Annotated in this window: 35 protein-coding genes; 26 read left to right on the top strand and 9 right to left on the bottom strand. The window is 61.4% G+C overall.

All coding sequences use genetic code 11. The features are described 5' to 3' along the window. The first annotated feature begins 10 nt into the window (after positions 1 to 10). The 9 genes from HACJB3_RS05165 to HACJB3_RS05125 all read left to right on the top strand — a co-directional run bounded on the left by HACJB3_RS05165 (position 11) and on the right by HACJB3_RS05125 (position 10,319). Complete coding sequence (locus HACJB3_RS05165; RefSeq protein ID WP_008414599.1) at positions 11 to 535, top strand: hypothetical protein; 525 nt, start codon at positions 11 to 13, stop codon at positions 533 to 535. Continuing rightward, positions 532 to 1,914, top strand: coding sequence for a baseplate J/gp47 family protein (locus HACJB3_RS05160; protein WP_008414598.1), 1,383 nt, complete (start codon positions 532 to 534; stop codon positions 1,912 to 1,914). The genes HACJB3_RS05165 and HACJB3_RS05160 overlap by 4 nt, the downstream gene beginning before the upstream one ends. 3 nt (positions 1,915 to 1,917) lie before the next feature. After that, entirely contained in the window at positions 1,918 to 2,373 is a 456-nt protein-coding gene (locus HACJB3_RS05155; protein ID WP_008414597.1) for a hypothetical protein, read from the top strand. 6 nt (positions 2,374 to 2,379) lie between these two features. Continuing rightward, positions 2,380 to 3,267: a hypothetical protein gene (locus tag HACJB3_RS05150; protein ID WP_008414596.1), complete on the top strand. Its 888-nt coding sequence runs from the start codon at positions 2,380 to 2,382 to the stop codon at positions 3,265 to 3,267. 39 nt (positions 3,268 to 3,306) lie between these two features. Beyond that, positions 3,307 to 3,795, top strand: coding sequence for a hypothetical protein (locus tag HACJB3_RS05145; RefSeq protein ID WP_008414595.1), 489 nt, complete (start codon positions 3,307 to 3,309; stop codon positions 3,793 to 3,795). A gap of 6 nt (positions 3,796 to 3,801) precedes the next feature. Further along, complete coding sequence (locus HACJB3_RS05140) at positions 3,802 to 4,635, top strand: hypothetical protein (RefSeq protein WP_008414594.1); 834 nt, start codon at positions 3,802 to 3,804, stop codon at positions 4,633 to 4,635. An 18-nt stretch (positions 4,636 to 4,653) separates the two neighbouring features. Further along, positions 4,654 to 6,861 carry a hypothetical protein gene (locus HACJB3_RS05135; protein ID WP_008414593.1) on the top strand — a complete coding sequence of 736 codons (2,208 nt, stop codon included), beginning with the start codon at positions 4,654 to 4,656 and terminating at the stop codon, positions 6,859 to 6,861. Positions 6,862 to 6,934: 73 nt separating this feature from the next. Further along, the gene (locus HACJB3_RS05130) at positions 6,935 to 8,662 is read left to right on the top strand and encodes a right-handed parallel beta-helix repeat-containing protein (RefSeq protein ID WP_238532832.1); all 1,728 of its coding nucleotides are present in this window, start codon (positions 6,935 to 6,937) and stop codon (positions 8,660 to 8,662) included. Positions 8,663 to 8,708: 46 nt separating this feature from the next. After that, entirely contained in the window at positions 8,709 to 10,319 is a 1,611-nt protein-coding gene (locus HACJB3_RS05125) for an asparagine synthase-related protein (RefSeq protein WP_008414589.1), read from the top strand. Positions 10,320 to 10,403: 84 nt separating this feature from the next. On the opposite strand, the gene HACJB3_RS05120 is transcribed toward HACJB3_RS05125, so the two are convergent. Further along, positions 10,404 to 11,123 carry a site-specific integrase gene (locus tag HACJB3_RS05120; protein ID WP_238532831.1) on the bottom strand — a complete coding sequence of 240 codons (720 nt, stop codon included), beginning with the start codon at positions 11,121 to 11,123 and terminating at the stop codon, positions 10,404 to 10,406. Positions 11,124 to 11,363: 240 nt separating this feature from the next. On the opposite strand from HACJB3_RS05120, the gene HACJB3_RS05115 reads away from it, so the two are divergent. Beyond that, complete coding sequence (locus tag HACJB3_RS05115) at positions 11,364 to 12,128, top strand: hypothetical protein (RefSeq protein WP_008414586.1); 765 nt, start codon at positions 11,364 to 11,366, stop codon at positions 12,126 to 12,128. Between the two features lie 18 nt (positions 12,129 to 12,146). On the opposite strand, the gene HACJB3_RS05110 is transcribed toward HACJB3_RS05115, so the two are convergent. Continuing rightward, on the bottom strand, positions 12,147 to 12,374 hold the full coding sequence (locus HACJB3_RS05110; protein ID WP_013199407.1) for a hypothetical protein: 228 nt from the start codon (positions 12,372 to 12,374) through the stop codon (positions 12,147 to 12,149). 143 nt (positions 12,375 to 12,517) lie between these two features. Here HACJB3_RS05110 and HACJB3_RS05105 point away from each other — a divergent pair, with 143 nt between their 5' ends. From HACJB3_RS05105 to HACJB3_RS05090, 4 genes are all read left to right on the top strand, one after another. After that, on the top strand, positions 12,518 to 13,396 hold the full coding sequence (locus HACJB3_RS05105) for a hypothetical protein (RefSeq protein ID WP_148258233.1): 879 nt from the start codon (positions 12,518 to 12,520) through the stop codon (positions 13,394 to 13,396). Between the two features lie 9 nt (positions 13,397 to 13,405). Continuing rightward, on the top strand, positions 13,406 to 13,996 hold the full coding sequence (locus HACJB3_RS05100) for a hypothetical protein (RefSeq protein WP_008414585.1): 591 nt from the start codon (positions 13,406 to 13,408) through the stop codon (positions 13,994 to 13,996). A 142-nt stretch (positions 13,997 to 14,138) separates the two neighbouring features. After that, positions 14,139 to 14,396 (top strand): hypothetical protein, encoded by a 258-nt coding sequence (locus HACJB3_RS05095; RefSeq protein ID WP_008414584.1) that lies wholly within the window; start codon positions 14,139 to 14,141, stop codon positions 14,394 to 14,396. After that, on the top strand, positions 14,389 to 14,928 hold the full coding sequence (locus HACJB3_RS05090) for a hypothetical protein (protein ID WP_238532830.1): 540 nt from the start codon (positions 14,389 to 14,391) through the stop codon (positions 14,926 to 14,928). The genes HACJB3_RS05095 and HACJB3_RS05090 overlap by 8 nt, the downstream gene beginning before the upstream one ends. 85 nt (positions 14,929 to 15,013) lie before the next feature. Here the strand turns inward: HACJB3_RS05090 and HACJB3_RS05085 are convergent, their stop codons facing one another. From HACJB3_RS05085 to HACJB3_RS05065, 6 genes are all read right to left on the bottom strand, one after another. Continuing rightward, positions 15,014 to 15,520 carry a hypothetical protein gene (locus tag HACJB3_RS05085; protein ID WP_008414582.1) on the bottom strand — a complete coding sequence of 169 codons (507 nt, stop codon included), beginning with the start codon at positions 15,518 to 15,520 and terminating at the stop codon, positions 15,014 to 15,016. Positions 15,521 to 15,701: 181 nt separating this feature from the next. Next, positions 15,702 to 16,022, bottom strand: a complete 321-nt coding sequence (locus HACJB3_RS05080; protein WP_008414581.1) for a hypothetical protein — start codon at positions 16,020 to 16,022, stop codon at positions 15,702 to 15,704. Continuing rightward, a complete protein-coding gene (locus HACJB3_RS05075; RefSeq protein WP_008414580.1) occupies positions 16,019 to 16,303 on the bottom strand; it encodes a hypothetical protein in 285 nt (94 codons plus the stop codon). Before HACJB3_RS05075 ends, HACJB3_RS05080 begins: the two co-directional genes overlap by 4 nt. Before the next feature lies 1 nt (position 16,304). Beyond that, positions 16,305 to 16,514, bottom strand: a complete 210-nt coding sequence (locus HACJB3_RS05070) for a hypothetical protein (protein ID WP_008414578.1) — start codon at positions 16,512 to 16,514, stop codon at positions 16,305 to 16,307. Next, the gene (locus HACJB3_RS21005; RefSeq protein WP_008414577.1) at positions 16,514 to 16,642 is read right to left on the bottom strand and encodes a hypothetical protein; all 129 of its coding nucleotides are present in this window, start codon (positions 16,640 to 16,642) and stop codon (positions 16,514 to 16,516) included. The genes HACJB3_RS05070 and HACJB3_RS21005 overlap by 1 nt, the downstream gene beginning before the upstream one ends. After that, positions 16,639 to 17,109 carry a hypothetical protein gene (locus tag HACJB3_RS05065; protein ID WP_008414576.1) on the bottom strand — a complete coding sequence of 157 codons (471 nt, stop codon included), beginning with the start codon at positions 17,107 to 17,109 and terminating at the stop codon, positions 16,639 to 16,641. The genes HACJB3_RS21005 and HACJB3_RS05065 overlap by 4 nt, the downstream gene beginning before the upstream one ends. 443 nt (positions 17,110 to 17,552) lie before the next feature. Here HACJB3_RS05065 and HACJB3_RS05060 point away from each other — a divergent pair, with 443 nt between their 5' ends. The 3 genes from HACJB3_RS05060 (at position 17,553) to HACJB3_RS05050 (ending at position 18,514) form a co-directional block, all read left to right on the top strand. Beyond that, entirely contained in the window at positions 17,553 to 17,900 is a 348-nt protein-coding gene (locus tag HACJB3_RS05060) for a hypothetical protein (RefSeq protein ID WP_238532829.1), read from the top strand. After that, complete coding sequence (locus tag HACJB3_RS05055; RefSeq protein WP_008414573.1) at positions 17,897 to 18,085, top strand: hypothetical protein; 189 nt, start codon at positions 17,897 to 17,899, stop codon at positions 18,083 to 18,085. Before HACJB3_RS05060 ends, HACJB3_RS05055 begins: the two co-directional genes overlap by 4 nt. A gap of 63 nt (positions 18,086 to 18,148) precedes the next feature. Next, positions 18,149 to 18,514 carry a hypothetical protein gene (locus HACJB3_RS05050; protein ID WP_008414572.1) on the top strand — a complete coding sequence of 122 codons (366 nt, stop codon included), beginning with the start codon at positions 18,149 to 18,151 and terminating at the stop codon, positions 18,512 to 18,514. A gap of 7 nt (positions 18,515 to 18,521) precedes the next feature. On the opposite strand, the gene HACJB3_RS05045 is transcribed toward HACJB3_RS05050, so the two are convergent. After that, on the bottom strand, positions 18,522 to 18,749 hold the full coding sequence (locus HACJB3_RS05045) for a DeoR family transcriptional regulator (protein WP_008414570.1): 228 nt from the start codon (positions 18,747 to 18,749) through the stop codon (positions 18,522 to 18,524). Positions 18,750 to 19,487: 738 nt separating this feature from the next. On the opposite strand from HACJB3_RS05045, the gene HACJB3_RS05040 reads away from it, so the two are divergent. Genes HACJB3_RS05040 through HACJB3_RS05005 form a run of 9 tightly spaced genes read left to right on the top strand, consistent with a single transcriptional unit; the run spans position 19,488 to position 22,743 of the window. Beyond that, positions 19,488 to 19,742 carry a hypothetical protein gene (locus tag HACJB3_RS05040; protein WP_008414569.1) on the top strand — a complete coding sequence of 85 codons (255 nt, stop codon included), beginning with the start codon at positions 19,488 to 19,490 and terminating at the stop codon, positions 19,740 to 19,742. Beyond that, complete coding sequence (locus HACJB3_RS05035) at positions 19,739 to 20,056, top strand: PadR family transcriptional regulator (RefSeq protein WP_008414568.1); 318 nt, start codon at positions 19,739 to 19,741, stop codon at positions 20,054 to 20,056. The genes HACJB3_RS05040 and HACJB3_RS05035 overlap by 4 nt, the downstream gene beginning before the upstream one ends. Continuing rightward, positions 20,056 to 20,874 carry a hypothetical protein gene (locus HACJB3_RS05030; RefSeq protein ID WP_008414567.1) on the top strand — a complete coding sequence of 273 codons (819 nt, stop codon included), beginning with the start codon at positions 20,056 to 20,058 and terminating at the stop codon, positions 20,872 to 20,874. The genes HACJB3_RS05035 and HACJB3_RS05030 overlap by 1 nt, the downstream gene beginning before the upstream one ends. 6 nt (positions 20,875 to 20,880) lie before the next feature. Next, positions 20,881 to 21,066, top strand: coding sequence for a hypothetical protein (locus HACJB3_RS05025; RefSeq protein ID WP_008414566.1), 186 nt, complete (start codon positions 20,881 to 20,883; stop codon positions 21,064 to 21,066). Continuing rightward, entirely contained in the window at positions 21,066 to 21,641 is a 576-nt protein-coding gene (locus HACJB3_RS05020; RefSeq protein ID WP_008414565.1) for a hypothetical protein, read from the top strand. The genes HACJB3_RS05025 and HACJB3_RS05020 overlap by 1 nt, the downstream gene beginning before the upstream one ends. Then, positions 21,638 to 21,760, top strand: coding sequence for a hypothetical protein (locus HACJB3_RS21000; RefSeq protein WP_274378063.1), 123 nt, complete (start codon positions 21,638 to 21,640; stop codon positions 21,758 to 21,760). The genes HACJB3_RS05020 and HACJB3_RS21000 overlap by 4 nt, the downstream gene beginning before the upstream one ends. Continuing rightward, positions 21,753 to 22,145, top strand: coding sequence for a DUF7344 domain-containing protein (locus tag HACJB3_RS05015; protein WP_238532828.1), 393 nt, complete (start codon positions 21,753 to 21,755; stop codon positions 22,143 to 22,145). The genes HACJB3_RS21000 and HACJB3_RS05015 overlap by 8 nt, the downstream gene beginning before the upstream one ends. Then, positions 22,142 to 22,519, top strand: a complete 378-nt coding sequence (locus tag HACJB3_RS05010) for a DUF7344 domain-containing protein (RefSeq protein WP_008414563.1) — start codon at positions 22,142 to 22,144, stop codon at positions 22,517 to 22,519. The genes HACJB3_RS05015 and HACJB3_RS05010 overlap by 4 nt, the downstream gene beginning before the upstream one ends. Continuing rightward, a complete protein-coding gene (locus tag HACJB3_RS05005) occupies positions 22,516 to 22,743 on the top strand; it encodes a hypothetical protein (RefSeq protein WP_008414561.1) in 228 nt (75 codons plus the stop codon). Before HACJB3_RS05010 ends, HACJB3_RS05005 begins: the two co-directional genes overlap by 4 nt. Positions 22,744 to 23,086: the final 343 nt, after the last annotated feature.

The raw sequence follows: 23,086 nt of genomic DNA, 5'->3' as shown, positions 1-23,086 counted from the left end.
CTGACAAACGATGAGAGACGTCTACAACAGCTACGACGAAGCAAGCGATAGCTACGGCGAGGCGATGGGCTTCGACCATGTCTCGGGTGACTTCCGTCGAGACGCTCGGAACCGCGTTCGGGTGCTCCGTGGCCCGCAGATGGTCGCCGAGCAACTCGTCCGAACGTTGCTCACCCCGTGTGAGGATCGATACGACGAGGATTTCCATCGAGCCAGTGGGACCGATCCCTTCCGACCGGAGTACGGACTCGACAGGTCGAAGTTGCTCGGGACGTCCGAGGCGCTTGCCAAGGAGGCAATCATCGAGGCAATCGGGCCGGACGCCGACAGTCGCGTTGCCCGGCTCGCGCCAGGCGATATCGAGCTCGACCGGACCGCCGGAAATCGGGACGACGTCGAAGTCCATATCACGGTGTACCTCGCCGACGGGACGCCGGTCGAGTTCGCGACACAACTCCGTGGACGGATGACTCGTGATGGGTTCCAGAGCGGTCGAGAGCGATCGACTGAACGCCTCGGAGGAGCGCAATTGTGAGCGCGATCCCTGACAACGAAGGCTTCGGAATCACCGACCTCTTCAGTGAGTACGGCGTTACGCGGCAGGGCTTCCAGCGCCCTCCGGTCGATCACATCTGGGAAGTGTTCGTCCGGGAAGCCGAGGACCGCTTCGGCAAGCAGATCACCGCCGTCTCCGAGGCCGAGCTGCAGTACGTCGAGATGGCGGTGCTGTGGACGTACACCTATTTCGAGACCTTGGAGGCGCTCTATTATGCGGGATACTACTCGCATGCTCGGGATGCTCAACTCGACTACCTTCTCGAGATCGTTGGGTTCCGCCGACTCGAACGCCGCGAGGCGACCGGCGAGGTGGCGTTCACCGCCGCCAACGGCACGGTGTCGAACGATCGGCTGATCCAGGCCCGAACGCGCGTCGCGACGCGCGCCGACGAGGAGACTGAGGAGATCATCTTCGAGACGACCGAGCCCGTGACGCTTCGCGAGGGCGAGTCAGAAGTCAGACAGGTCCCGATCCGGGCCGTCGACCCGCTCGATCAGACGGCGGATCTCGACGACGACCAGATCGGCGCTGCGACGAACGTCGACGCGGGGACGATCGAGCGCATTATCGATCCGATTCTCGGCGTTGGTGAGGTCACGAACCCACTTCCGACTGGCGGGTCGGGCGAACGCGCGGATGGCACTCCGTACAACTTCGTATCCGGTCGCGATCGCGAGACCGACACGCAGTTCCGCCGGCGATATGAGGCAAGCCTGGCGTTCGGCGGCCGGGCGACGGTCGACGCACTCGAGGCGTCGATTCGAAACGGCGGTAATGGCGAGATCGTCCAGAGCGTCACCGTCCAGGAGGAGCTCCCGATCGTCGACAACGGTGACGGGACCTACTCGGGTCGACAGTTCAGGCCGATCGTCGCCCTCGAAGAGGATACCCCGCCGGCACGTGATGAGGTAATCCAGGCGATTTACGAGACGCGGGCTGGCGGTATCCAGTCAGTCGGCGAGTACAGCGGCGTCGCGACGCAGGCGACCGGCGAGGACTACGGCGACGGGCTGGCGTTCGACCCTGCAGAGAAGATTCAGATCTACGTCAGCGCGGAGTTAGAGACGACCGACCAGTTCCCGTACGACGGGATCGACCAGCTCGTCGAGAACATCGTCAGCCGGATCGGCGGGGAGCTAAACGGCGAGCGCTATCGGGGGACTGAGATCGGTGAGGACGTCTACTATCACTGGATACTGGGGGACATCCTCGACGACTCCGTTCCGGGCTGGAACGAGTACAACTACATCCACATCGGAACGGACCCCTCTCCGACGGGGACCTCCTCAGTGGCGATCGGTGACGCCGAACTCGCCGTGACAGGGCCCGATAATATCACGATCCAGACGGTGTAACTCATGATAGGACTCTCAAACTACGGCAAGGAGTACATGGTCCGTCGGGCCTACGGCGACCTGTCGGCAGTAACGACGCTCGAGATCGGGTTGTATGACGACGTTGCCGACCGTCTCTCAGATGCAGACGACCTGAGTGCAATCACGAGCGAGCCCCAGACCGGCGAGTACGCTCGATTGGCCTACGCACTCGACGGTGAGGCCGTCACGCTCGAGGCGAACGCTAACGGCGACTGGCGGCTCTCATTTGCCGAGCAGGAGTTCGATCTGACGAACACCACCGGAATCAGCGATGCCTGGTTTGTCGCTGCAGAGTTCGCCGCCCTGACCGATGATGTCGCCCAGATGCACCTCATCGGCGCGGCGCCGTTACGGGACCAAAACGGTACCCGTCGCGATCGCGATCTCGACGCCCTCCTGACCCTCTCGTTCGCCGGCTCGATCACACAGACGGGGTGATCGGGTATGCGAGCAGGAGAAGACCGGTACGGAGAGGCCCGATACGGAGGTGACGAGGGGTACCAGCCATCGACGGAGTACCCGTTCGATATCGGCCTCGTGGCAGGCGACGCCCGAGTCGGCGCTGCGGCCGTCGGCGAATCAGGGCATGCGTCAATGCAGGGCCGCATCACGGCCATCGCCACCCTCGAAGGAGAGACGGACGTCGTCGGGAACTCCCGCGGCGCGACGCTTGCGGCGCAGTATCCCGATCTGATCGGGACGGTCTCGCCGACGCGTGACTCCATCAGCGAGCGCGAGCGCCTCGAGTCCTATCTCAAGGCCCCCTTCCGGACGCCACGACTAACTGACGGGACCTACGAGGCGACGGAGTTCGGGGCGCTCGTCGGGATGTTTTCCGAGATGGCGCAGGCGATGGTTTCGATGCGGAACGAGATGCTCGCCGAGCGATACGTCGATCTCGCCCGTGGCCGGCAACTCGATCGAATCGGGGCGCTCGTGTTAACGCCGCGACGACAAGATGAGCGCGACGACCCCTACCGAATCCGGATCAAAGCGGAGTTCCTCAAGCGCGTAAGCGGCGGGACGATCGACGAGATCCGCCAGATGCTCGCCGTCCTCCTGGATACCGATCGCGAACAGATCCGCATCTCCGAACCGTTCGATCTGGTCCCTGCGACGATGGTCGTGGACTTCGACGCCCCACTGTTGGATCAGGCTCCGGTCGAGCGCGAGGAGCTGCGCGAGTACGTCCTCGGCGCTGCGGCGGCCGGCGTCGAAGTCGAGTTGACGATCGAAGACCCGTTCCGCCATCGGCCGGCGAGCGACGACGACCCGACGCTGCACACGCGCGGATACAACGAAGCCCCGTACAAGTCGCGGTATAACCGCTGACGACCGTTCCAGACGTTCGATACGACCCTTACTACAACCATGCCAGAGAGAGCACGCACGACCACCGAGGGAGGCGCAGTCGATCTCGAGGGCTATCCGTGGCCTTCACTCGGCGAAGCGCCTGCCGATCCCGAAGAGGCAGCGTACGAGCCCGGCAAGGAGCCCGATGCCGGTACCGACAATGACCATAACTCGTCGACAACGACGAACCACGAGCTGTTGAACGCCGCACTGGGGGCGGCTCTTGAGCGGATCGACCAGCTTGAGTCCGACCTCGAGACCCTTCAACAGTCCCATAACGACCTCCAAAACGCCTTCGAGAGTCACAATCACGACTCGCGGTACTATCGCCAGAACGACATCGACGAGATGCTCGAAGACTACCTGCTCAGAGACGGCTCACTCCCGATGACAGGCAACCTCGACGTCGGCGATGGCAACCGTGTCGAGAACTTCGCCGTTGCGTCGTGGGACGGCGGTGAGCTCATCACGGGCTCGATCCGGCACGACCCGGATTTCGAGGGGTGATCGACGGTGCCGAAGATCGGCGAGTTCCTGTTCGGCGGTGAGAGCGATTATACCCTCCTCCAGGCGACCGCCTACGACTCCGATCATCTCGATGCCAACGAGGAGGGGACTGTCGTCGGTGGGCCCCAAGAGACAGGCTATATCCGCACCGTCCCTCGTGAGGAGGCAAACCTCCCGTACGTGATCGAGACGGTCGACGGGACGTACTGGCTCGCCTCAAGCGCTCGTGAGCCGCTTGCCGACTGGCCGAACGAAGACCCCTGGGATCGGACTGCGGGGAACTGGCGCTCTGATTCGGATACGATGATCAAGCGGCCCGTCAGCGGTCAGGGTCGCGGGGGCGGGTGGGCCTTCGAGATGGACCTCCAGAACACCTCGGCATTCTGGACGTTTCCGGCCTACTCGCTCAACCCGCTTCCGACGGTTGGTGAGCGCTTTGCCGTCTGGTGGCGAAATATGGACTGGTCGAGTGGCCAGTTCTGGGTCTACGTCTGTCAGCAAAACGAGACACAGGCGAACCCTGAAACGTATCGAATCGAGCACCGCACTGGATCGGGCGCAGACATGGTCCTCCGGCGCTCGGACAACAGTGACGTCCTGGATACTGTCTCGAGCATCCCGACGGTCGACGGCAAGTGGTATCTGACGGACATCGACTTCCAGAATGACGGCCCGATCATCCGAACCGGCGACGCGTCCCAGCAGTTCGGCTACATGGCCGCTGACGAGAGCAATCCCCTCCCCCCGAACGGGATCGGCTTTCGGGGTAATCCGGGTGGCCATTACTACATCGACGTCCCCGAGAAGATCCCGCCGACGACGGCCTTTGAGTGGGACTGACAGAGGTGATCAGCGTATATGCCATACACATTAGACGATTATCAGGCGTACCAAGCGGTCGACTACGGCGTTCTCGCGGCGGCCTTCGCCGGCTACGGCGTGGTCTCCGGCCTCGAGGTTTCGGTCGGCAGTGGGACTGTCGGCGAAGCGGATACCCTTGCCGTGTCAGAGGGCATTGCCGCCGTCGCCGGGTCGTTCCAGGAGCACGACGCCGAGCCAGTCTCGATCCCCGAGAACACGAGTGACAATCCCCGACGGGACGTCCTCTCGATCAACGCGAGTAACGAGCTCATCGTCAACGACGGCACGCCAGAGGAGAAACATCCTCGCGAATCGTACGTCCGGCTTGAGACGGCAAAGCGGCCGGCCCCACCGACGTTCGAGGAGATCGACGGGACGCCGCTGTGCGAGATCTGGGTCGACCCCGGTGTTAGTGAGATCGCGAACGGTGACATCCTGCGCCGCTTTACGGACATCAATCCGACGTTCGGTGATGTCTCAACGCAGTCGCTATCGATCGAGAACCCGCCCGAGGAGCCGACCGACGGAGTCCGCCAGCAGGAACTCGGCGGGCACGACTCGCAGGGTCACGAAGGTGGGCAGGTCGGCAGCGAAGGCGATCCGGCGACAGGGTACTTTAGCTCGGCCCGGGCAACGTCGCCCCCCAGCGAAACGGACGAGTACGCGACGATCGGGTGGATCCAGGGCAACGTCGATACCGGCGGTGGTAGTGGTGGCGGCAGTGGTGGCGATGGAACCGGAGCATCGTATCACGTCGACGACTACGGCGCGGACCCCACTGGTATCGAAGACTCATCGGCAGCGATCGAGGACCTCGCGAACAACGTCTGTGACGAGCACGACGAGATCGTCTTCGGAAGCGGGACTTACTACCTCGCGGATCAGCTCCGCATCACGCAGGCGATCTCGATCGACGCCCGCCGCGCGCGGATCGAATCGGACTATCACGACGGGCTCGCCTATCCCAACGATCAGAATCACTACCGACCCCTCTTCTATTTCCGGGGCGAACTCGGGAGTACAGCGGGAATTTCTTCGAGTGCGCCGAGAGGCACCGACTCGCTGTATATCGACGACCCAGGGCTATTCGATATCGGCGACGGGATCGTCGTTCGGAATATCGATACCGCTGGCTCGGTGATGGATCGGTCGTACACGCCGACCGTTGCGACCGTCTCCGAGGTCAACGACTCGACGGGCGAGATCAAGCTCACGAAGGCGCTCCGGTACGACGTCCAGGACAACTGGTATGCGACCCACATCGAGAATCAGATCCAGTTCCCCGAGATTCAGGGGCTCAAAGTCTACCCGCGCAACGAGCCCACGTTCGACGAAAGCGTGGGGAAGGTCCTCGGCGGGCCGCGTCACATCATCGGCACGCGACTGACTCGGGGAGCACGAATCCAGGACGTCTACGCACGCGGATTCGATTCGCACGTCTGGACGACGAGCGACGACATGAACGCAGTCGGTGCGGACCTTCGGGCGGAGAGGCCGATGAATCTCTCGGGGTCTTGCGGCGAGCCGTTCTACTTCAACGGCTCGACTGACATAGCGCTCGTCCGACCGCGAGCACTGGGCGTCCGCCGGGGGCCCGACATCCGGTCGGGCTGTGATACGCTGATGGTCATCCATCCGCAGATATCTCGCGTCTCGATGAACGGCCTCTCGTTTCACGGTGCCGAGGTCGCCGGCCGGATGGTTGTGGTTGGCGGGTCGGTTCACTGCCGGGGCCCGGACGATACGATGGACGACCACGGTGGGACCGAAGACCGGCGCTGGGAGCTCCAGCGCGGGCGCATCATTTCCTCGGGCGTCAACTCGACAATCAAGGCGATCGGGACCGAGTTCATCGCGAATTACTCGGCGACGGTTCGCGGGCGGGTTGAGTTCGACGAGTGCGACATTCGCGTCCATGCCGACGCCCAGACCGGGATCGGACCGCTCATTCTCGAGGAAGGCAACTTCGAGTTCGACGGGACGGACTTCGAGATCGACGCTACGGGTCTCGACGCGATCGTCGCCGGAGAATCGGATACGACTGGCGGGACGGTTAAACTCCTGAACGTCGATTCGGACGCTGACATCGACCTCACGGGGCTGCCCTACACGGATCTCTGGACGGGCCCGGTCGACGCCCCGAGTGTGACAGCGCATACGGACACGACCGTTCACGACCCGTACAGCGTGGTCACGACCAACTGACAACGACTTTTAAGACATGTACGCAATAGATGACAGAGACGGGTTTCAGGCACTCGATCAGAACCAACTCGCGATGGCCTTCGCCGGCTATGGCGTAATCAGTGGGTGTGGGCTGTCGATCGAGACGGGCGATCTCGGCACAACGAACACCCTTCGGTTCGGCGGCGGGTCAGCCCTTGTCGACGGGACCGTCCAGGAGATCGACGAGCAGACGATCGGCGTGTCGACGTCGGATCCGGACAACCCTCGACGTGACCTGTTGATCGCAACGCCGGCCGGCGATCTGTCGATCATCCCGGGTACGCCCGAGGCGGCCGTCGAGGAGGCCGATAGTGGCAAGCGGGCGGTTCGGCCCGCACCGCCGGCCTTCTCCGAGTTCGATGGGACGCCGCTCTGGGAGATCTGGGTCGGATCGGGTGTGGCGACGATCTCGGCGTCGGCGTTCGAGAACCGGCGCTTCGAACTCAACAGCGTGTTCGGCTCGATCAGCGCTCAAGAGGCGACTGTCGAGAACGCGCCTGAGAGTGAGACGGGTGTTGCCAGACAAGCAGAAATAGATACGGTAGCCGGACAGAAAGCGCCGAAGGACGGAGCCGGCACGGCCACACTTGAGAACTACTCGGCGATAGATACAGAGGAGCTAAATAACACAATTCAGGCCAAGCCGGGCGACGACCTTCATGCAAAACTTTCGGAGGCGGCGGGTGGTGTCCTTCGGATAACGCCAGGAACGCATACCAGCGGCGGCACAAAACTCACCCCGCCGTCTGACACGACCATTATCTCTCATGGCGCACTGATCGAAACACAGGCCGACGAGTACCTCTTGGATACTGAAGGGGCGGATAACGTCGTCATTGACGGGGGAACGTGGGATGGAACCTCTCAAACAGGAGGGCAGGCATATCTCTCAGTAGTTCGCCTCGGGGAGACGGATGGATCCGAGATCCGCAATGCCATCGTCCAGAACGGGGGCTACTACGGGCTCAACATCCCCGAGTCGAACAATGTTCGTGCTCATAACGTCATCTCTCGAAACCATTATCGACACGGCGTCCGTCCTCAAAACCAGTTGGACGGGGCTGGGAAAGGATACTACTTGACTAATATCGAATCGTATGGAAACGGGCAGGTCGGGGTTAACGTCCGCTATGAGGCGACGACGGAGGCGACAGTCCATCTCTCGAACATCCGAACCCACGACAACGGCAACCACGGCCTCCACCTCATCGAGGACCAAGGAACCATAACCTATGATATATCAGATGTCCGGTCGTGGGCAAATACGGGTCGAGGCCTGTTCGTCGAGAATGGAACGCTTAAAGCGACATCCGTCATCACGAGCGGCAATGGTGGCGATAGCGGAATTCTGGCCGATGGCGCAGAAGTTGAAGGGACTGGGTTGGAATCGCTTAATGATGCTGGCAACGGCCAGACATATCGTGAATGTGATCGGGTTGTACTGACGACTCCACGAGCAATAGGGAGTGAATCGAATGGTGTTGAACTTCGCTCGAACGTCTACGTGGATGTCACGGCCCCGCAATGTACGGACAACGGCCAGTCGGCATATTCGGCCGGTATCAATATCAACGAATCAGGGACGAAATCCGCTGACTTCATTCGGATTGATGGGGGACAACTCACGAGCAACTGGCAAAACGTTCGGTCGCGCGCCGACTCGCCGTGGATGACCCTCTCAGACGTTGATGCACAGGGCTCCGTCGACGTGGATATTGACATTTCACTGACCGACGAGACGAACCTCACCGTTCGCAATTGTCGGGGGGCACAGGCCTGATGGAACGATAACCATTATAACATGGTGATGTGTTCGTTTACACACCATGTCGAGAGACATTAAAACCGAACTCACACGATACGAATGGGCGATTGACGGAGACACAGCGGCGGCGGGCACCGCTTTTAGAGGTGACCAACAACTATCGACTGCTCAATTAGTCCACGAACTCCGCGGTATCGATGCCTGGGAGCAGTTCGTCTCATTCGTCGGGGATCTCACCGGCCACTTTGCACTCATCACACCACTCAACGAAGGGGTCGGGGCGGCGGTCGATCAGTTCCGCACTCTGCCGCTGTTTTACGATACTGATGGGGCGATCCGCGATTCACCGGACGTAGTTAACGAACCCAAGATTGACCGGGAGGAGGTCGCCGAGTTCCTACTGTGTCAATACGTCACCGGGTCGGATACGCTGACACCATCCGTCTCTCAGATCCAGGCCGGGGAAGCCGTTCTGCTTACCGGCACGGGGAGTGTCGTGGATCGCGAGACCCATTGCGAGTACGCCCCCTCATCGACAGGGCGGGACAAGTCCGAAACTGTCGAGCGCCTCGATTCCGCTCTTGGGAACGCAATTGGGCGTTTGGTTGATTATGCTAATGGGCGACAAATCGCCATTCCCCTGAGTGGAGGGGTTGATTCTCGCCTTATCGCGCTACATCTCAAACGAGCCGGCTACAACAATATATTCACGTTTACCTATGGACAGCCCGGCGAATCCGAGGTTGAGACTGCCCGGCAGGTTGCGGACGACATCGGCCTGGAATGGGAGCACGTCGAATATACCCCCGGGAAATGGTCTCAGTGGTACGACTCCGACGAACGCCGGGACTACTTCGAGTTCGCAGGCGTCAGTGATGCACTACCCCCCGTCGGTAGCTGGCCGGCGCTCAAAGTCCTCAAAGAGTCAGGTCGGATCGGGGACGATGCAATCATCGTCCCTGGCCAAACCGTCGCGAGCGTCTCGGAACACGTCCCGGCGAGATGGGCCACGGACCGTGCCGCAAGCAAGGGGGAGTTAGTTGACCACATCTTTGACGAACACTATACGCTGTTCCGATGCACATCCGAGACGGAAGCGCGGATGAAGGCACGGATCGCATCTCAACTCCCTGATGAGATCACCACCACTGCCGATCTCCGGCGAGAATTCGCATCGTGGGAGTTCAAGGAGCGCCAAGGAAAATTTATGGCGAAGGCCGGGATGTTGTATGCAGACTGGGGCTATGACTTTTGGTTCCCATTAGTTGATCGGGAGTTCATCACAACGTGGGGCGGTGTCTCTCCGACGCACAGATTTGATAAACAGATATTGCGAGACTACACAGATGCGTTGTACCCGGTGGTAACTGGCGCAGACGCGCCCAGTGGCGATGAGGGGGCTGGGCTTGAGTCGGTCGTGATGGACGGGCTTCGACGTGTGGCGAGTAGTCCACTCGGAGATTACTTACTCCCGATATACAAGCGCCGTCAAGGCGTTGGTTCGCACCCACTCGGATACAACGGGATTCTGAACGCGGATCAATACGAGGAACTGAATACAGGATACGAATCGCATCACTCGTTTCGGTCCGCGGAGGCGATCGGGTTGCTCTCGTTCAGGCCACCGGACAGTTCCCGCCTTCCCGACAACAACCGGATCGCTATCGAGTGATACTGAGTACTCAGCTAACAGCCGATCCGAACAGCAACCTCGTGCAATAAAGTACAAGAAAAAAGTATCCGACAGGCTGTAGCGTTACTGTCGGTGGACCGTTCGAAGTGCCCGGGCCGTTGCTTCTCCCGACCGACGAACGTACTTCTGAGACGTGGACAGATCACTCCACCCGAGCATCGACTGAAGTGGGAGTGCGCTCAGACCTCGTGAGGCGTGGTAAGTGGCCGCCGTAGCCCGAAGGCAGTGCGGGTAGATCGAGTCTTCGTCGAGCTCGTCGGTGACTTCGGCAGCCTTGTTGACTCGCCGGTTGACCGCCTGCTTCGAGTGTGGAAACTTCTCGTAGCGCTCGAAGAACCGCTCGATTACGAGATCCGTCCGTGGGTCGAAATCGAACGGGATCGATCGCGCAGCGCTATCGGTCTTTGGCGTCCATGCACGGGCCAGTGCAGCCTCGTACGAGAGTTCCGGGTTGTGATCGGCAGCCTGCTCGGCGAGTCGCTTGCAGTACCCACACGGGCCAGCCTCGCCTCGAGCTTTAGTGCAGGGATCATGGCGTGGGACGACGATCATCTGGTTCCGCCAGTCGATCCAGGAGCGATCCATGTGGGCGATCTCGCCGGCGCGCATCCCGAGTCGGCCGGCGACGAGAATGACGAATCGGGCCTGTTGGGCGTACGGATCTCGGAGTGAGGCCGCGCCCTCAAGTAACAGCTGGAACTCGCGTTCGGACAGAGCGTCCTCGCTACTGTGTCGAGGGCAGTCGTGCGCAATACCTTTGGTCGGTGGTGGTGAACGTGACATTGCTTCTGGCACCTCCAGAAGCACGGTCCGGACTGGACTCCGGGCCGATTCCATTCATAGCAATCGGCGAAACCGCGCTTCGTATCGATAGGTACGGCTCTGGCTACAAAAGGCTGCAGATAGCGTGGTGAAAGTGATCCGGACGGGACGTGATGGCCCGGCCCTGATGACCGTCTCGAATAGTCCCTGAGACAGACGGGGCCGGGCAGCGATGCGAGTGGCGCGGCAACTCTTCAAACCATGAGTGAGAACTATCAGCAGACCGGAGCACAGCTTGATGAGGACCTCGCGGCGCTCACAGAGCGCGTCGAGTCAACAGAAACGGCGATCGCCGAACTCGGTACGACCGTCGAGGAGATCGCGAACCGAGAGGGGGCCGGATCGACACCCGCACTCGAGGACGAACTCGCGGAGATCCGCCAGTCCCGACAGGAGCTCCAGCTCGTCAGCAGCCCTGCGCACACCCGGACGCTCGCCAGTGGGAGCCACGACGACGAAGCCTTCCACACCACTCGTGACGGCAACGGGATCGGTGCGTGGGGAATCGTCGTCACCGCCGAGGCTGACGCCCACTGGCGCGGGGCAGACGTCCACGCCCGCGAGGCGGGGTCGATGCTACTCGAGGTCTTCGCGATGGACTACGAGGCCAGCGAGACCTACGACGTCGGCTCGCGGATCGCAACTCGGGAGATCACCCTCGAGGAAGGTCGACAGACGATCTATCCTGACGTAACGGTCCACGAGGGCCAGCAGTACTTCATCACTCGCGACACGGCCAACCCGACCGGGGACGACGTCGTCGCTCTCAAGCGAGGGCGACAGATCGCCGACTGGAACGCCATCAACGATCCAGAGGTCCCGCTGACAGCCGAGTGTTCGTGGCAACTCGGTCGTGCCGGGCCCGGATCGCAGGCCTTCGCCGACTACCAGGACGCCGGCTGGGACGCGATCCTGCATCACTGGACCAACATCGATCTCGGATTCGACGATCTCGTGGAGGACTGACCTGTGCCACTGAACGAGTCAGCAATCGACCCAGCGGCGGCACTCGAAGCGTCGGCCGTCGGTGGCGGGGAGAGCGTTCGAGAACCACGGTGGAGTGAGGACGACGCCGACGTGATCGTCTCCGAGACCTCGGAGTTCGAGCGCGCCGACGACAACGATATCGTCTACCTCGCCGACGGCGAGACCGTCCAAGTGACCGACGAGTATTTCGACATCGCCGGGTCGGTCCTGGTCGGCGGCCGGCACAAGCCCGGCGTCGAGCCGGGGACGACGACATTCGGACGTCCGGTCCGAGATCGGCCGCCTACCGTGGGGCGATCCGTGCCGACTCGGGCGGCGAGTGGCATCTCGAAGGGGTGCGGATCGACGGCCCCTCGTGGCGCCCCGAGATGGCTGACGGCTATCGACTGCTCGAGCAGGCCGACGTCATCGACTGGCCGGGCTACGAGCCGATCTCGCGCGACGGAACCACACTCTCGGAGCGCGACGACATGCGTTCGGAGGTCTTCTCGCGCGGGCTGAACGCTCGCGTCGACGGAACGGTCCGGAACATCGAGGCGCGTGGCTTCACGCACGCGGCGCTCAGCTTCGGATCGCGGAACCACACGCCCGACGTTACGGTGAGCCGGTCGATGTTACACAACTGCGCGGTTCCGGGATACGGCTACGGGATCAACCTGTACAACGGTACGGTCACGTCGGAGCTCAACTACTACGACGCGACCCGGCACGCGATTACGGGCTTTGGCCATCCCGACTGTGGCTACACCTGTCGCGGCGACCTCTTCGGACCGAATGCCATGCTCACCCCGATCGACATGCATAATCTCGACGAGAACGGCGGCGAGGACGGCGATCTGACGGCGGGGAAGTTCCTCAACACCTACGAGTGTACGTTCCTCGCCCGCGAGCGTTTCGCGACGCCGGGATGGTACTCCCGCTCGGGCTGTCCGGCGATCGGGATCCGAGGCCATCCGGCACCGGGTGCGCCCGGCTACGATACGCGGGACTGTCAGTTCGTCCACTTCGAGGAGGGAGACGCGCTGGATCAGCGTAACGTGAGCTTCCCGACCGGCTGGCGGCGATCGGGCAACGAGTTCGGCGGCCTCGAGAACTGGTCGGAAGGGAAGGGCGCGCCGGTCAACTGGACCGGGACGTCCCCGGCCCCCAGTGTCGATCGGACGAGCGGTGTCGAGAAGCGACGGGCGAGTGCACAGGCGGGTGCGCGATGCCTCGGTGCGGTCGAAGCAGCGATGCGGGCGGATTGAACCCAACTCATGAATCTTGAAACACTGACACAGAACACGGTTGTACTGGGTATCCTCGGCGCGATGCTGTACGGCGGGATCTTCTTCGCCCGAGTGCGACTCGATCCCGACGAACCCGAGACGTTCGATTCGATCAAGTTCGCGACGACGGTGCTCCTCGGCGGCGTCTTCGGCGCGATCTCGGCGGTCCTGGGGATCCAACCGACCTACGAGCACGTCGGCTTCGCGCTGACGTCGTATGCTGGGACGGTCGCACTCGTCGAGTACGGCATCAAGGCGCTGATCAATGGTGAGCGCCGGCAGGCCCAGCGTGGGTTTGGAAAGGCGATCGAGCGCTTTCTCGCAACCACGATGAGCCACGGGACGTCCCGCGGGGAGGTCAGCGAGTCGATCGAGGAGGGAACTGACGAGTACAGCGGGCTCGACGAGAGCGAACAGCGTGAGCGCTGGGAGGGGCGCTTCCCCGAAGAGGAGGCACTCCTCCAGCGCGATGACGAGACGCTTCTCGAGGGCGAGAACGAAGGCGTGCGACAGACTGACGAGTCCGGGATCAACGAAGACAACTCCGAAGACACATCGGGGGGACTACCACCGGCATGAGTAGCGCGCCGGGGAGTCTGCCCCGACGCCTGTCCCCACGGGGAGACAGCCCCGTTGGGACGCACACACCCACACACAATCATGATAAATACAACGCGGTCGCGGCAAGGCACGGACCGAGTTGGCATCTTGATGCAAACAAATGACGAACACGTTGGCACGGATGATGGGGTCGGCACTGGTGATCATGGTCATCGTGATCTACACCGGCGACTCGTACGGCTACGCGGACGCAAGCACGCTCGAACCGGTGTTCGTCCCACTCGCAGCCCTGATCCTCCTGCTCTTGCTCGGCCAGCAAGCCACGCTCAGAGGGGACTTCTTCAAGGGACTGGTGTCGATCCAGGCCCCGAAGGATTCGGACGGGGGCTCGAACGATGGGGACGGTGACGATGGCTAAACTCCTCACGGTCGCCGCCGATTTGGGGAAGCAAGCGTTTCGCAACCTCACGACGGCGGTGATCGTCGTCGCCGTCGCGTGGATGCTGTCGAGTCATGCCATCGGCTTTCTTAATGGGACGTTCTCGCTTCGGCGTGTCGTTGGCGCACTCGGCGTGAGCATCCTGCTGTTCGGTGGCTTCTTCGGGATCTTGCACCCCGACCGAGACGGTGTTTCGATCCCGGCCGCACTGATCGCCGTACTGATCGGCTTCACACTCTGGGTGCTCTCGCACTTGCTCGCGCTCGAGCACGTCTATGCGAACGCGGGCATCAGCGCGATCGTCCTGATCTGGACGGTCGGGATCCCCGCCGTGTGGGCGTGGTACGGGATCATCGAGTTGGATGGGTACGACCCACTTGAGACGGTCGTCGACGTCGCGCCCGAGCCGATCGCCGAGCGGATCGAAGAGATAGCGGATTCGTTCGGCTTGCGTGTCGGTACTGAGCGCGAAGAAGATCCCGGCGACAAAGAGCGGCGGATCGGCGACTGAAGCGGCGCAGGGCGTTCTTTTTGACGGGTTAGCAACGCTCGCCAGTGGCAACACTATTCTGAGGACCGTGAAAAGGAAAGTACGCCTACCAGTCGTCTGCCGTGACGTTCTCGGGCTCCTCCCAGACCTTCGCCTGCTTCATCGACCGTTCGATCTCCCGATTTTCTGGAATCTTATCCGTCCATTCGAACCCTTCGATGTCGGCATCCTCCCAAATCGCGCCTGCATGACCACCCCGAACCGTCTCACACAGCGACGGAATGTCGCCGTAGAGTTCGATCAAGCCGTCGGCGAGTTCCTCGTCGAGGATGTCCGCGAAACCGAGCAACTCCCGATCGGTGAAGAACTCTTCATTCTCACCGGGCTCGTCAACGAGGACGCCGACACGCTGCTCACTGCTCCCGAAGGGCATCCGGTCAGTCGTTCCGAACACCTTTTCGGCGAGTTCGTCGAACGACGCAACGTCGTAGGCGTCGTAGACGAGCTGTGCTGCGTCACTCTCGTCAGGGTTCTTGATATTGCACGCCGGGACTTCCCCGCCATCGTCGCCCATCTTCCAGTAGAGACGAACGGGGAACTTTTGGAGGTGCATTCTCTGATACTGTGCTTCTCGGGCTTCTGTTGAGTTGTCTGCTGTTGCCATCGTTTTGTTTGACCTCTTTGACCGCACCGTACTGCACCGCAATTGCCCGGCCGGGAGTCGAACCCGGCGAATCCACGCGGGCGGGTCGCACGTAAGGGGAGAGATACCGCAACGTCAGCGGGGTGATCAGCTACTGTTCGATCTCGACGGTGTCGGCACTCGCCATCTGGATCCACCGGCAGTCACAATCGTCGTTGGATTCGGCGAGGACGAGCCAGCCATCGGGATCTTGGTGGGCCTCGACGGCGACCTCCGACGGCGTCAACACGCCCAGCGAGTCACCGGTGTAGACATCGCCGATCCGGAGTTCCATCGAGCACCCGTCGAAGTCGTCCGTCTCGTCGCAGGACGTGTCCACCTCACCGGGTTCGCCCGGCGGTTCGACCGTCCCTGCGTGGCCGAGGAACGCTGCTTCGACTGCGTACGGGTCAGTGGGTTGCTGGATGCTCATGCGCTGGGGTCCTCCTTGATCTCGACGGCGCGATGCGTCTGACCGAGTTGGGGCGGGTGGGCTTCCGTGATTCCACAGCCCGCCTCGGCGATCAGCCGGTGGACGGCCGACGGAATCACTTCCTTCTCGGTCTCGATCGCCATCTCGAGCCACGCGTCGCGCCAGTTGCGCTCGGGCTCGTTGTGGATCCGCACGCCCAGTACGTCCTCGCGCTCGGCGAGCTTGTCGGCGAGAGTTCCGAGGTCGGATCGGTCGGGGCCGACCGCCGTATTGGAACTCATCTTAGACCCCTCCGTCGATGGTATCGAGATCTCGGTCAAGCCGGTCGATCTGTTCGATGATCTTCTCTTGGCGCTCGGCGAGCGTGCATGCTGGGCATGAGCGGGCGATCTGGTTCCTGACGAATATCGACCCACACTGCGTACAGTAAACCGACTCCTCGCGGTGATTCTCGTCGCCGTGCAACTCACGCATGGGGCCGTTGAAGGGCATTATGCCGACCCCTCCATGCCCCAGCGCCGGGCAAGGTGCTCGATAAGGTCCGCGTCGTCGCCGTGTTCGCCGCGAATTTCTGCCATTTCGAGGCGGACGCTCTCCGTGTCTCGGCTCCAGCGACTCATAGCGAATCACCATACAGGCGCGTGATCGCGGCCGTATCACGCTCACCGAGTGCCGGTGCGTCGGTGAACCTATCCGCTGCTGCGGACGTCAGCGAGAGCACTGCCGGCCACGACCCGGGCCCGCTCTCGGCGACGATCCGCGGGACGACCGCCCCGTCTCGCTCGACACCCGCGAACTCGCGGAAGATCGCGTCCTCACCATCTCCGCGAGTGTAGCGTACGATCACGGCCATCTCCTCTCGGACGTTGGCGTTCTCTCCGATCCCCTCGGAGTAGTCGATAATCTGGCGGTCCTGTACCGCCACTTCGACCGCGTAGTACAGCTGCGCCTCCGAGTCCTCGTACGCCGGCTCAGTCCCGCATGGGGCACGACCACCGAAGTCAGCCCACGATTCGGGGAGTGGCTCGGGATCGCTCCGGAAGCCGTAGCGCACCGACGTGGTGTCCGTTCGGACCGTTCGATTCATGGTCGCTGATTGAGTCTGACTCATTTGCTGGGTCACATCTCCAGCACGGGGTCGGTGTCACAAGCACCGGCCCGGACTTCTGCCGGGCATCCCGCGCTTATGCTATAGTATAGGGGCCAGCATCATAAATGCTACTACCTGTAATGTAAGAGTGTGTGGTCAGATAGACCAAAGAAATATGTACAACCGGAACAAACAACATGTGAGGACAATTATGCCCAACGCAACGATGGCGATCAAGATCACACCCTCCACAGAAGCCATTCTTGATGTGCTCCAGGAGGGTCGAGCAACGCCAGGTTACCTCCAAGAGCAGACTGGCCTGTCCAGAAACACTGTCCAGAATCAGTTACGGTCACTCCTGTCGGGAGATTGTGTACAGTACGTCCACGAGCCGACTGGACTGTACGAACTCGTAGACGATCCAAGAGTCGGAGATGGAAATGGGATATAGTGTTGAACTCAGAGACGGCGAGGAAGCTGTTGGGGCCCCCCGGCACACCGAGGGAGGATCATACGCGCTCAGTGGAGTCACTAAGGCCAAAATGAGTGTGACATTCAACTATTCCGAGTTCTTCGAGGAAGCACTCGACGAAGAAGAGGGGCTTCGGTGGCTCAACGACAAGCGTGCTGGAGATACCGAAGCGCGTCTCCGCGAGGCCGTGGATGTACTAGGAACTGAACAGAGCGATGACTACTGGGAGGCGACGGCAGGAAACGCCGGGCACGCCCTTTCAATCCTGCTCGCGTGGGCACAACAACACCCGGATGCCGAATGGTGGGTCGTATGACTGAACGCCTCTCCCGTCCTGGCGTCGATCTCGTCCTCCGGCTCGGTGAGACCAACGCGCCTCGGCGCTGCCAGGACTCGGACTGCGATCGCGACGGTGAGTACTACGTCCTGACCGGCGACGTCCTCTCGGAGTTCGCCTGCGAGGAGCACCTCGAGGGTACTGTCGAGCGGGCGCAGGCGTAACTCGGTAGACTAGGTTTGGTGAGGTAACCAAGGTATTATGCGCCGATAGCTTCCAGAATAGCTATGCCAATTTCGACAGAAAGCGACACCTGGAAAGAAGCTGACGTGGGGATTTCAGACAAAACGGGAATTCTTGAGTTCCTCGAATCCAACCCGGATAAAGCATTTACAACGCCAGAACTGTGCGATGCGATCGAGGATACCCGCTGGGGTGAAGTGATCGAAGAATTGCAAAAGCCAGGGCAGACCGACAAACTCGTCGAGATTCACGAATCCGACGAGTGGGACAGGATGATGATGTTACAAAGAGAGTACAATATCCATCTCGATGATCTGATGGCGAGCGGTGATGTAGAGTGTCGAGTCATACCATCAGGTGAGGACGATAATCCGTCAGAGGAAGACGCCAGCTACTATACGATAGCGTAGCGGTCGCTTATTCGTCAGCCATCCACAGCAGCGCCGAGCCAACATCGCGTGCGATAACGCGATCCTCCTCTTCGAGCTCGCGAAGTTTTCGCCTAGCAGTCTCGCTGCTCACACCCCAGTGTTCGGCAACCTCCGTCGTCGTCACGTTGCCTTGCTCGCGAACGTACTCGTAGACATCGTCGAGGCTCATCGCCGCTGTGAACCGACCGCCGTCGTCTCGGTCGCGGCCAGACATGGCCGATGATACAGACGCCATTACATAGTATCCACGGGTCGAGTGCCAATAGGGTTTTCCCACGTTGTACGTGCCACGACGTCCGTTCCACAAGGTTGAATACGCTAGAGCTATAGGTGATATTAGGAACTGAGACGCACCGCTATCGGATTTCATCTGTAGGAGGTTGGGATCCCCGCGTGCCTCAGTTCCTGCCCGCGGTCGAAGCGACCGGGGGAACCGAGACGCGAGGAGCTTCGCATGTCACACCACGACCGACCCCGTAATAACACTACGGGATTGTCCGACTCGAATCGTACCGTAATTAACACCGATCAGTTGACAGTATCTACTGAGCGTAGCGTCAGACGTTTGTTTCAGATACGAAAGTGCGCGGCTATTAGTAGGATATCTCGCCCCGGATTGGGAGCACAACGTTACCTTTGGTCAAACAGTCGTTTGTGGAGAAATAGACTTTTCACGAGATATATCACGGAACAATGTACGGTTTCCGTCCGTAATATCTGTCAGTCATTCTCGTCAGAAAACTACTATTATACGCCACTAAATAATTACTCGTATGCGGACCAGCAGGGGCTTCGAGCAATCGAACAGGCCGCACTCATGCGGCTCAGTGACAATCAGACAAAATTTACACAAATGTCAACGGTAGGCACTGATAGATTGGACGGCGAGATACTCTCCAGCATCGAAGAAGTTGGCCACTCAAGGGCGATTTTGGGGCTCATTGCGATCAAGATGCTCGATAAGCAGGGCAAGTCGACTATCCGAGGGGTCGATATCTCCGATCAGATCGAACAGATCACTGATCAGCGAATGAATCGGCGGAACGTCAACCGCTCGATCAACCAGCTCGTCGAGTGCGGGCTCGTCTCGAAAAGCGAGTTCGCGGATGGCGTCTCTCACGACTGGCGTCTCACAGACGAGGGGGAGGCCCTCCTCGAGTCGTTGCATGATCTGACCGAGGTCGCGATCCGGGGGTTCGCTGAATGAGCGACATCGCTACCCTCGCGGGCCTCACTGCGTTCCAGCGCGACGTCCTCATGACGACCGCAGAACTCGGGGCGTCGCACGGGCTCGGGATCAAATCGAGAGTCGAGGAGCACTACGAGACTGAGATCAACCACGGTCGTCTCTACCCGAATCTCGACACGCTTGTCGAGGAGGGGTTAGTCGAGAAGTCCTCGCGCGATCGGCGGACGAACGAGTACCGTGTCACCGAGCGCGGTCGCGATCTCCTCCGATCGAACGGGAAGCGGTATCTCAGTGCTGCAGCTGGGGTCGAGATGGCCGGGGGTGCGAACTGATGGCCCGCTCGACCTTCGAGCAGGCCGGCGAGGACCTGGCCTTCGAGTCGATCATCCGGGCAGGGACGCTCGACATGTGGTTGGACCACGTCGGGATGTACGTCGACGAGTTTAAATTGCACATTACGCCCGATGGCTATCACACGCGCGTTGTCGATCCGGCGAACGTCGGGATGACCGAGACGGCCCTCGACAAGCAGGCGTTCGAGAGCCACCGAGCCGGTGCGGATGGCAACGGCACGCTCGTCGTCGGATTAGCTATCGATCGCCTCCAGGACGTGATCGGACTCGTCAGCAACGACGAGCTCGTCTCGATCGGGTTCGATGACGAGACGCGGATGCTCCACCTGCGCGCGGGCGAGATCAACCAGTCGATCGCGCTGATCGACCCCGATACGATTCGACAGGAGCCGGACTTCCCAGAACTCGACCTGCCGACGCGTGTCGACCTCGAGGTGGGGTCGCTCCGGCGGGCGATCAAGGCCTGTGGGTTGACGTCCGATCAGATCTCGGTTGGGTTCTACGATGGCGAGTCCGAGCATCGCAACTGGGGGCTGTTCTTCAGCGCCGAGGGCGACACGGACGACACGCTTGTCGACCCCGACGAAACCAAACAGGAGGTTCACGAGCACGGCGAGACGGACACGATCCTCTCGATGAGCTACGTGGAAGAGATGGAGAAGGTCCTCCCGAAATCGGGCGAGGTGCAGATCCGCGTCGGCAAGGAGTTCCCCATCAAGTTCGACTTCGTCGACGGGGGGGACGAGGAGACGATCGAGACGACCGTGATGCTTGCGCCGCGGATCCAGTCGGAGTGATCTCCCATGTGTGATACTCACTCCGATACCGACGGCGAAGCGGTCGGCAGCGAGACCGGGGACGAGGACGAACCCGAGCGTGGGTTTCAGATCACGCAGCGCTCGCTCGATGGTGGCCGGCCACGCGGCCAACTCACCTTCGACGGCGCGGTCGCACCGGACGTCGACGACGATGACGGAGGTGAGAACTGATGGCGGCGGTCGAATCCCCGCCGTACGTCCTTGGACGCGCACCGATCCAGCAGATGGCCTACGCCAGGTTCGAGACCAAGCCCCCGACGCCGAACGGCGATACGGGGGCGGGCTACGAGCGGTGGCGCTCGTACGAGTACCGACCGGAGACGCCGGGCCAAGAGAAAGAAGACGTCTACGTCAGCCATCACCGACTGCTTGCAGTCATCGCCTGTTACCCGATCGAGATGCCGATCGAGGAGGTCCTCGAGGATCTGAAAGGACAGGACGTCCATCACAACTGCCCCGACGTCGACGGCGATCGAGGCATCCCGTGGGACAATCGCCACGATGGGATCGAGGTGCTCGATCACGGCGAGCACTCCTCGATCACGCAGGCCGAGATGCGAGCGTTCGCCGAGGATATCCGTCGCGAGAGGGAGTGCAGCTCGGCAGAGAACGCGACGCGCTGCGAGCGCTGTGACACGCGCGACGGGCCGTTCGGCACGGCCGATGGTTTCGACGGTGTTCGGTGTCTGGAGTGCGCCGTTCGAGAAGCCGATGGCGGGCCGATCGACATGGGGGTCGGGCGATGAGCAGCGACACGCCACTCTCCGGCCAGCAGCGCTGCCTGCATGGCCATCTCTGCTCGGGCCAGGACAACTTCTGTTCGGTCTGTGGCGACGATCTCCGAGGAGGTGAGGACGATGTCTGAGGCCGACATCGAGACGGAGCTCTCTCTGTCGGATATCTACATGCTGCTTTCGAACGAGCGCCGGTTGATCGTGATCGAGTTACTCGCACGGGATCGAAGCGAGTGGGACAAGCGAGATCTCGCTCGGGAATTGGTCACTCGGACGAAAGGCGAAGGTCACAGCTACAGTGATTATCAGAACGCCCACGTCTCGCTGATCCAGACCCACCTCCCGAAGCTCAGGGATCACGGCGTGATTCGTGCCGGTGGTGATGGCGAACGCCGACTCGATCCGATCAGTCCGGGCCCGGCGTTCGATCTCGTTCTGAACGCGAAGAACGGTGCGGCGCTGGCAATGAGCGCCGAGCGTGCACTCGGCGAGGGCAAAACGGGTGAGTCGGCATGAACGGTGTCGCGCCGAAGCTAACGACTGACGACGCGCTCGGAGTGATCGCGACGACGGCCCGTCGGCAGATCCTTCGCGCTCTCACAGAAGGCGATGCAGTGCCCGTCTCGGACCTCGTTCGCGTCCTGTCCCGGCACGAAGATACCCCCGGGATGGCTGGGATCGGGCGCTCGCTACGGCATATCCACCTCCCGAAGCTCGATGCCCACAACGTGATCGAATGGGATCGAGAGGGCAGGACGGTCGAGACGGGCCCGAACTACGCTCTCGCGCGCGAACTCACAACGCTCGTCGAGTACGCGATGGAGCACGACGATATCCTGAGCGGCCCGCCGCCGGGTGATGATGTGGACGACGGGGGTGAGATGGCGTGAGCAACGCCGAGTTCCTCGAAGCGGCAGTGAAGCTCGACGGGGTGTCGATCTCCGACGAAGGCGAGGAGTTCGTCGCGACGTGCGAGGAAGAGGCCGAGGGGAAGATCGACGCTACGAAAGTGTTCGCCAGCGCCCGCAGCGCCGGGCTTGATGTGACCAACACGATCGGGGATTTCGACGCCGGTCATCTCCGCGTGTACGTTGATAAAGAGGGGTCGGAGTGATGGCCGCTGCACGCCCTCCCGACGGGCACTGTCGGTCCTGTGGAGAGCCCCTTCGATTTCGGCCCTGCTGGAACTGCAACGACCTTCGCGAGATCGAGGAGCGTGAGTCGCGATGAGCCCCGAACGAACGGTCATCACGTGGTTCGTCGCGGTGTGGATGTCGATCCTCCTGCTCGCATTCGTGGCAATCATGGCCGGGGTGATCTCGACGTGATCCCCGTTCATGACGTGAGCCATCGCTGGCCCGGTGCCGATCGAGCGATCGTGATCGGCGGGCCCACCTTGGCGGCCAGCAGAGAGGGAGAGACCGAACACGACGATGCGACTCCAGAGGTGAGAGCCG

Source organism: Halalkalicoccus jeotgali B3 (genome assembly GCF_000196895.1).
GTDB classification, from domain to species: Archaea; Halobacteriota; Halobacteria; order Halobacteriales; family Halalkalicoccaceae; genus Halalkalicoccus; species Halalkalicoccus jeotgali.
Note: the sequence above shows the minus strand (reverse complement) of the source record. Positions and strands in the feature narration are given on the sequence as shown.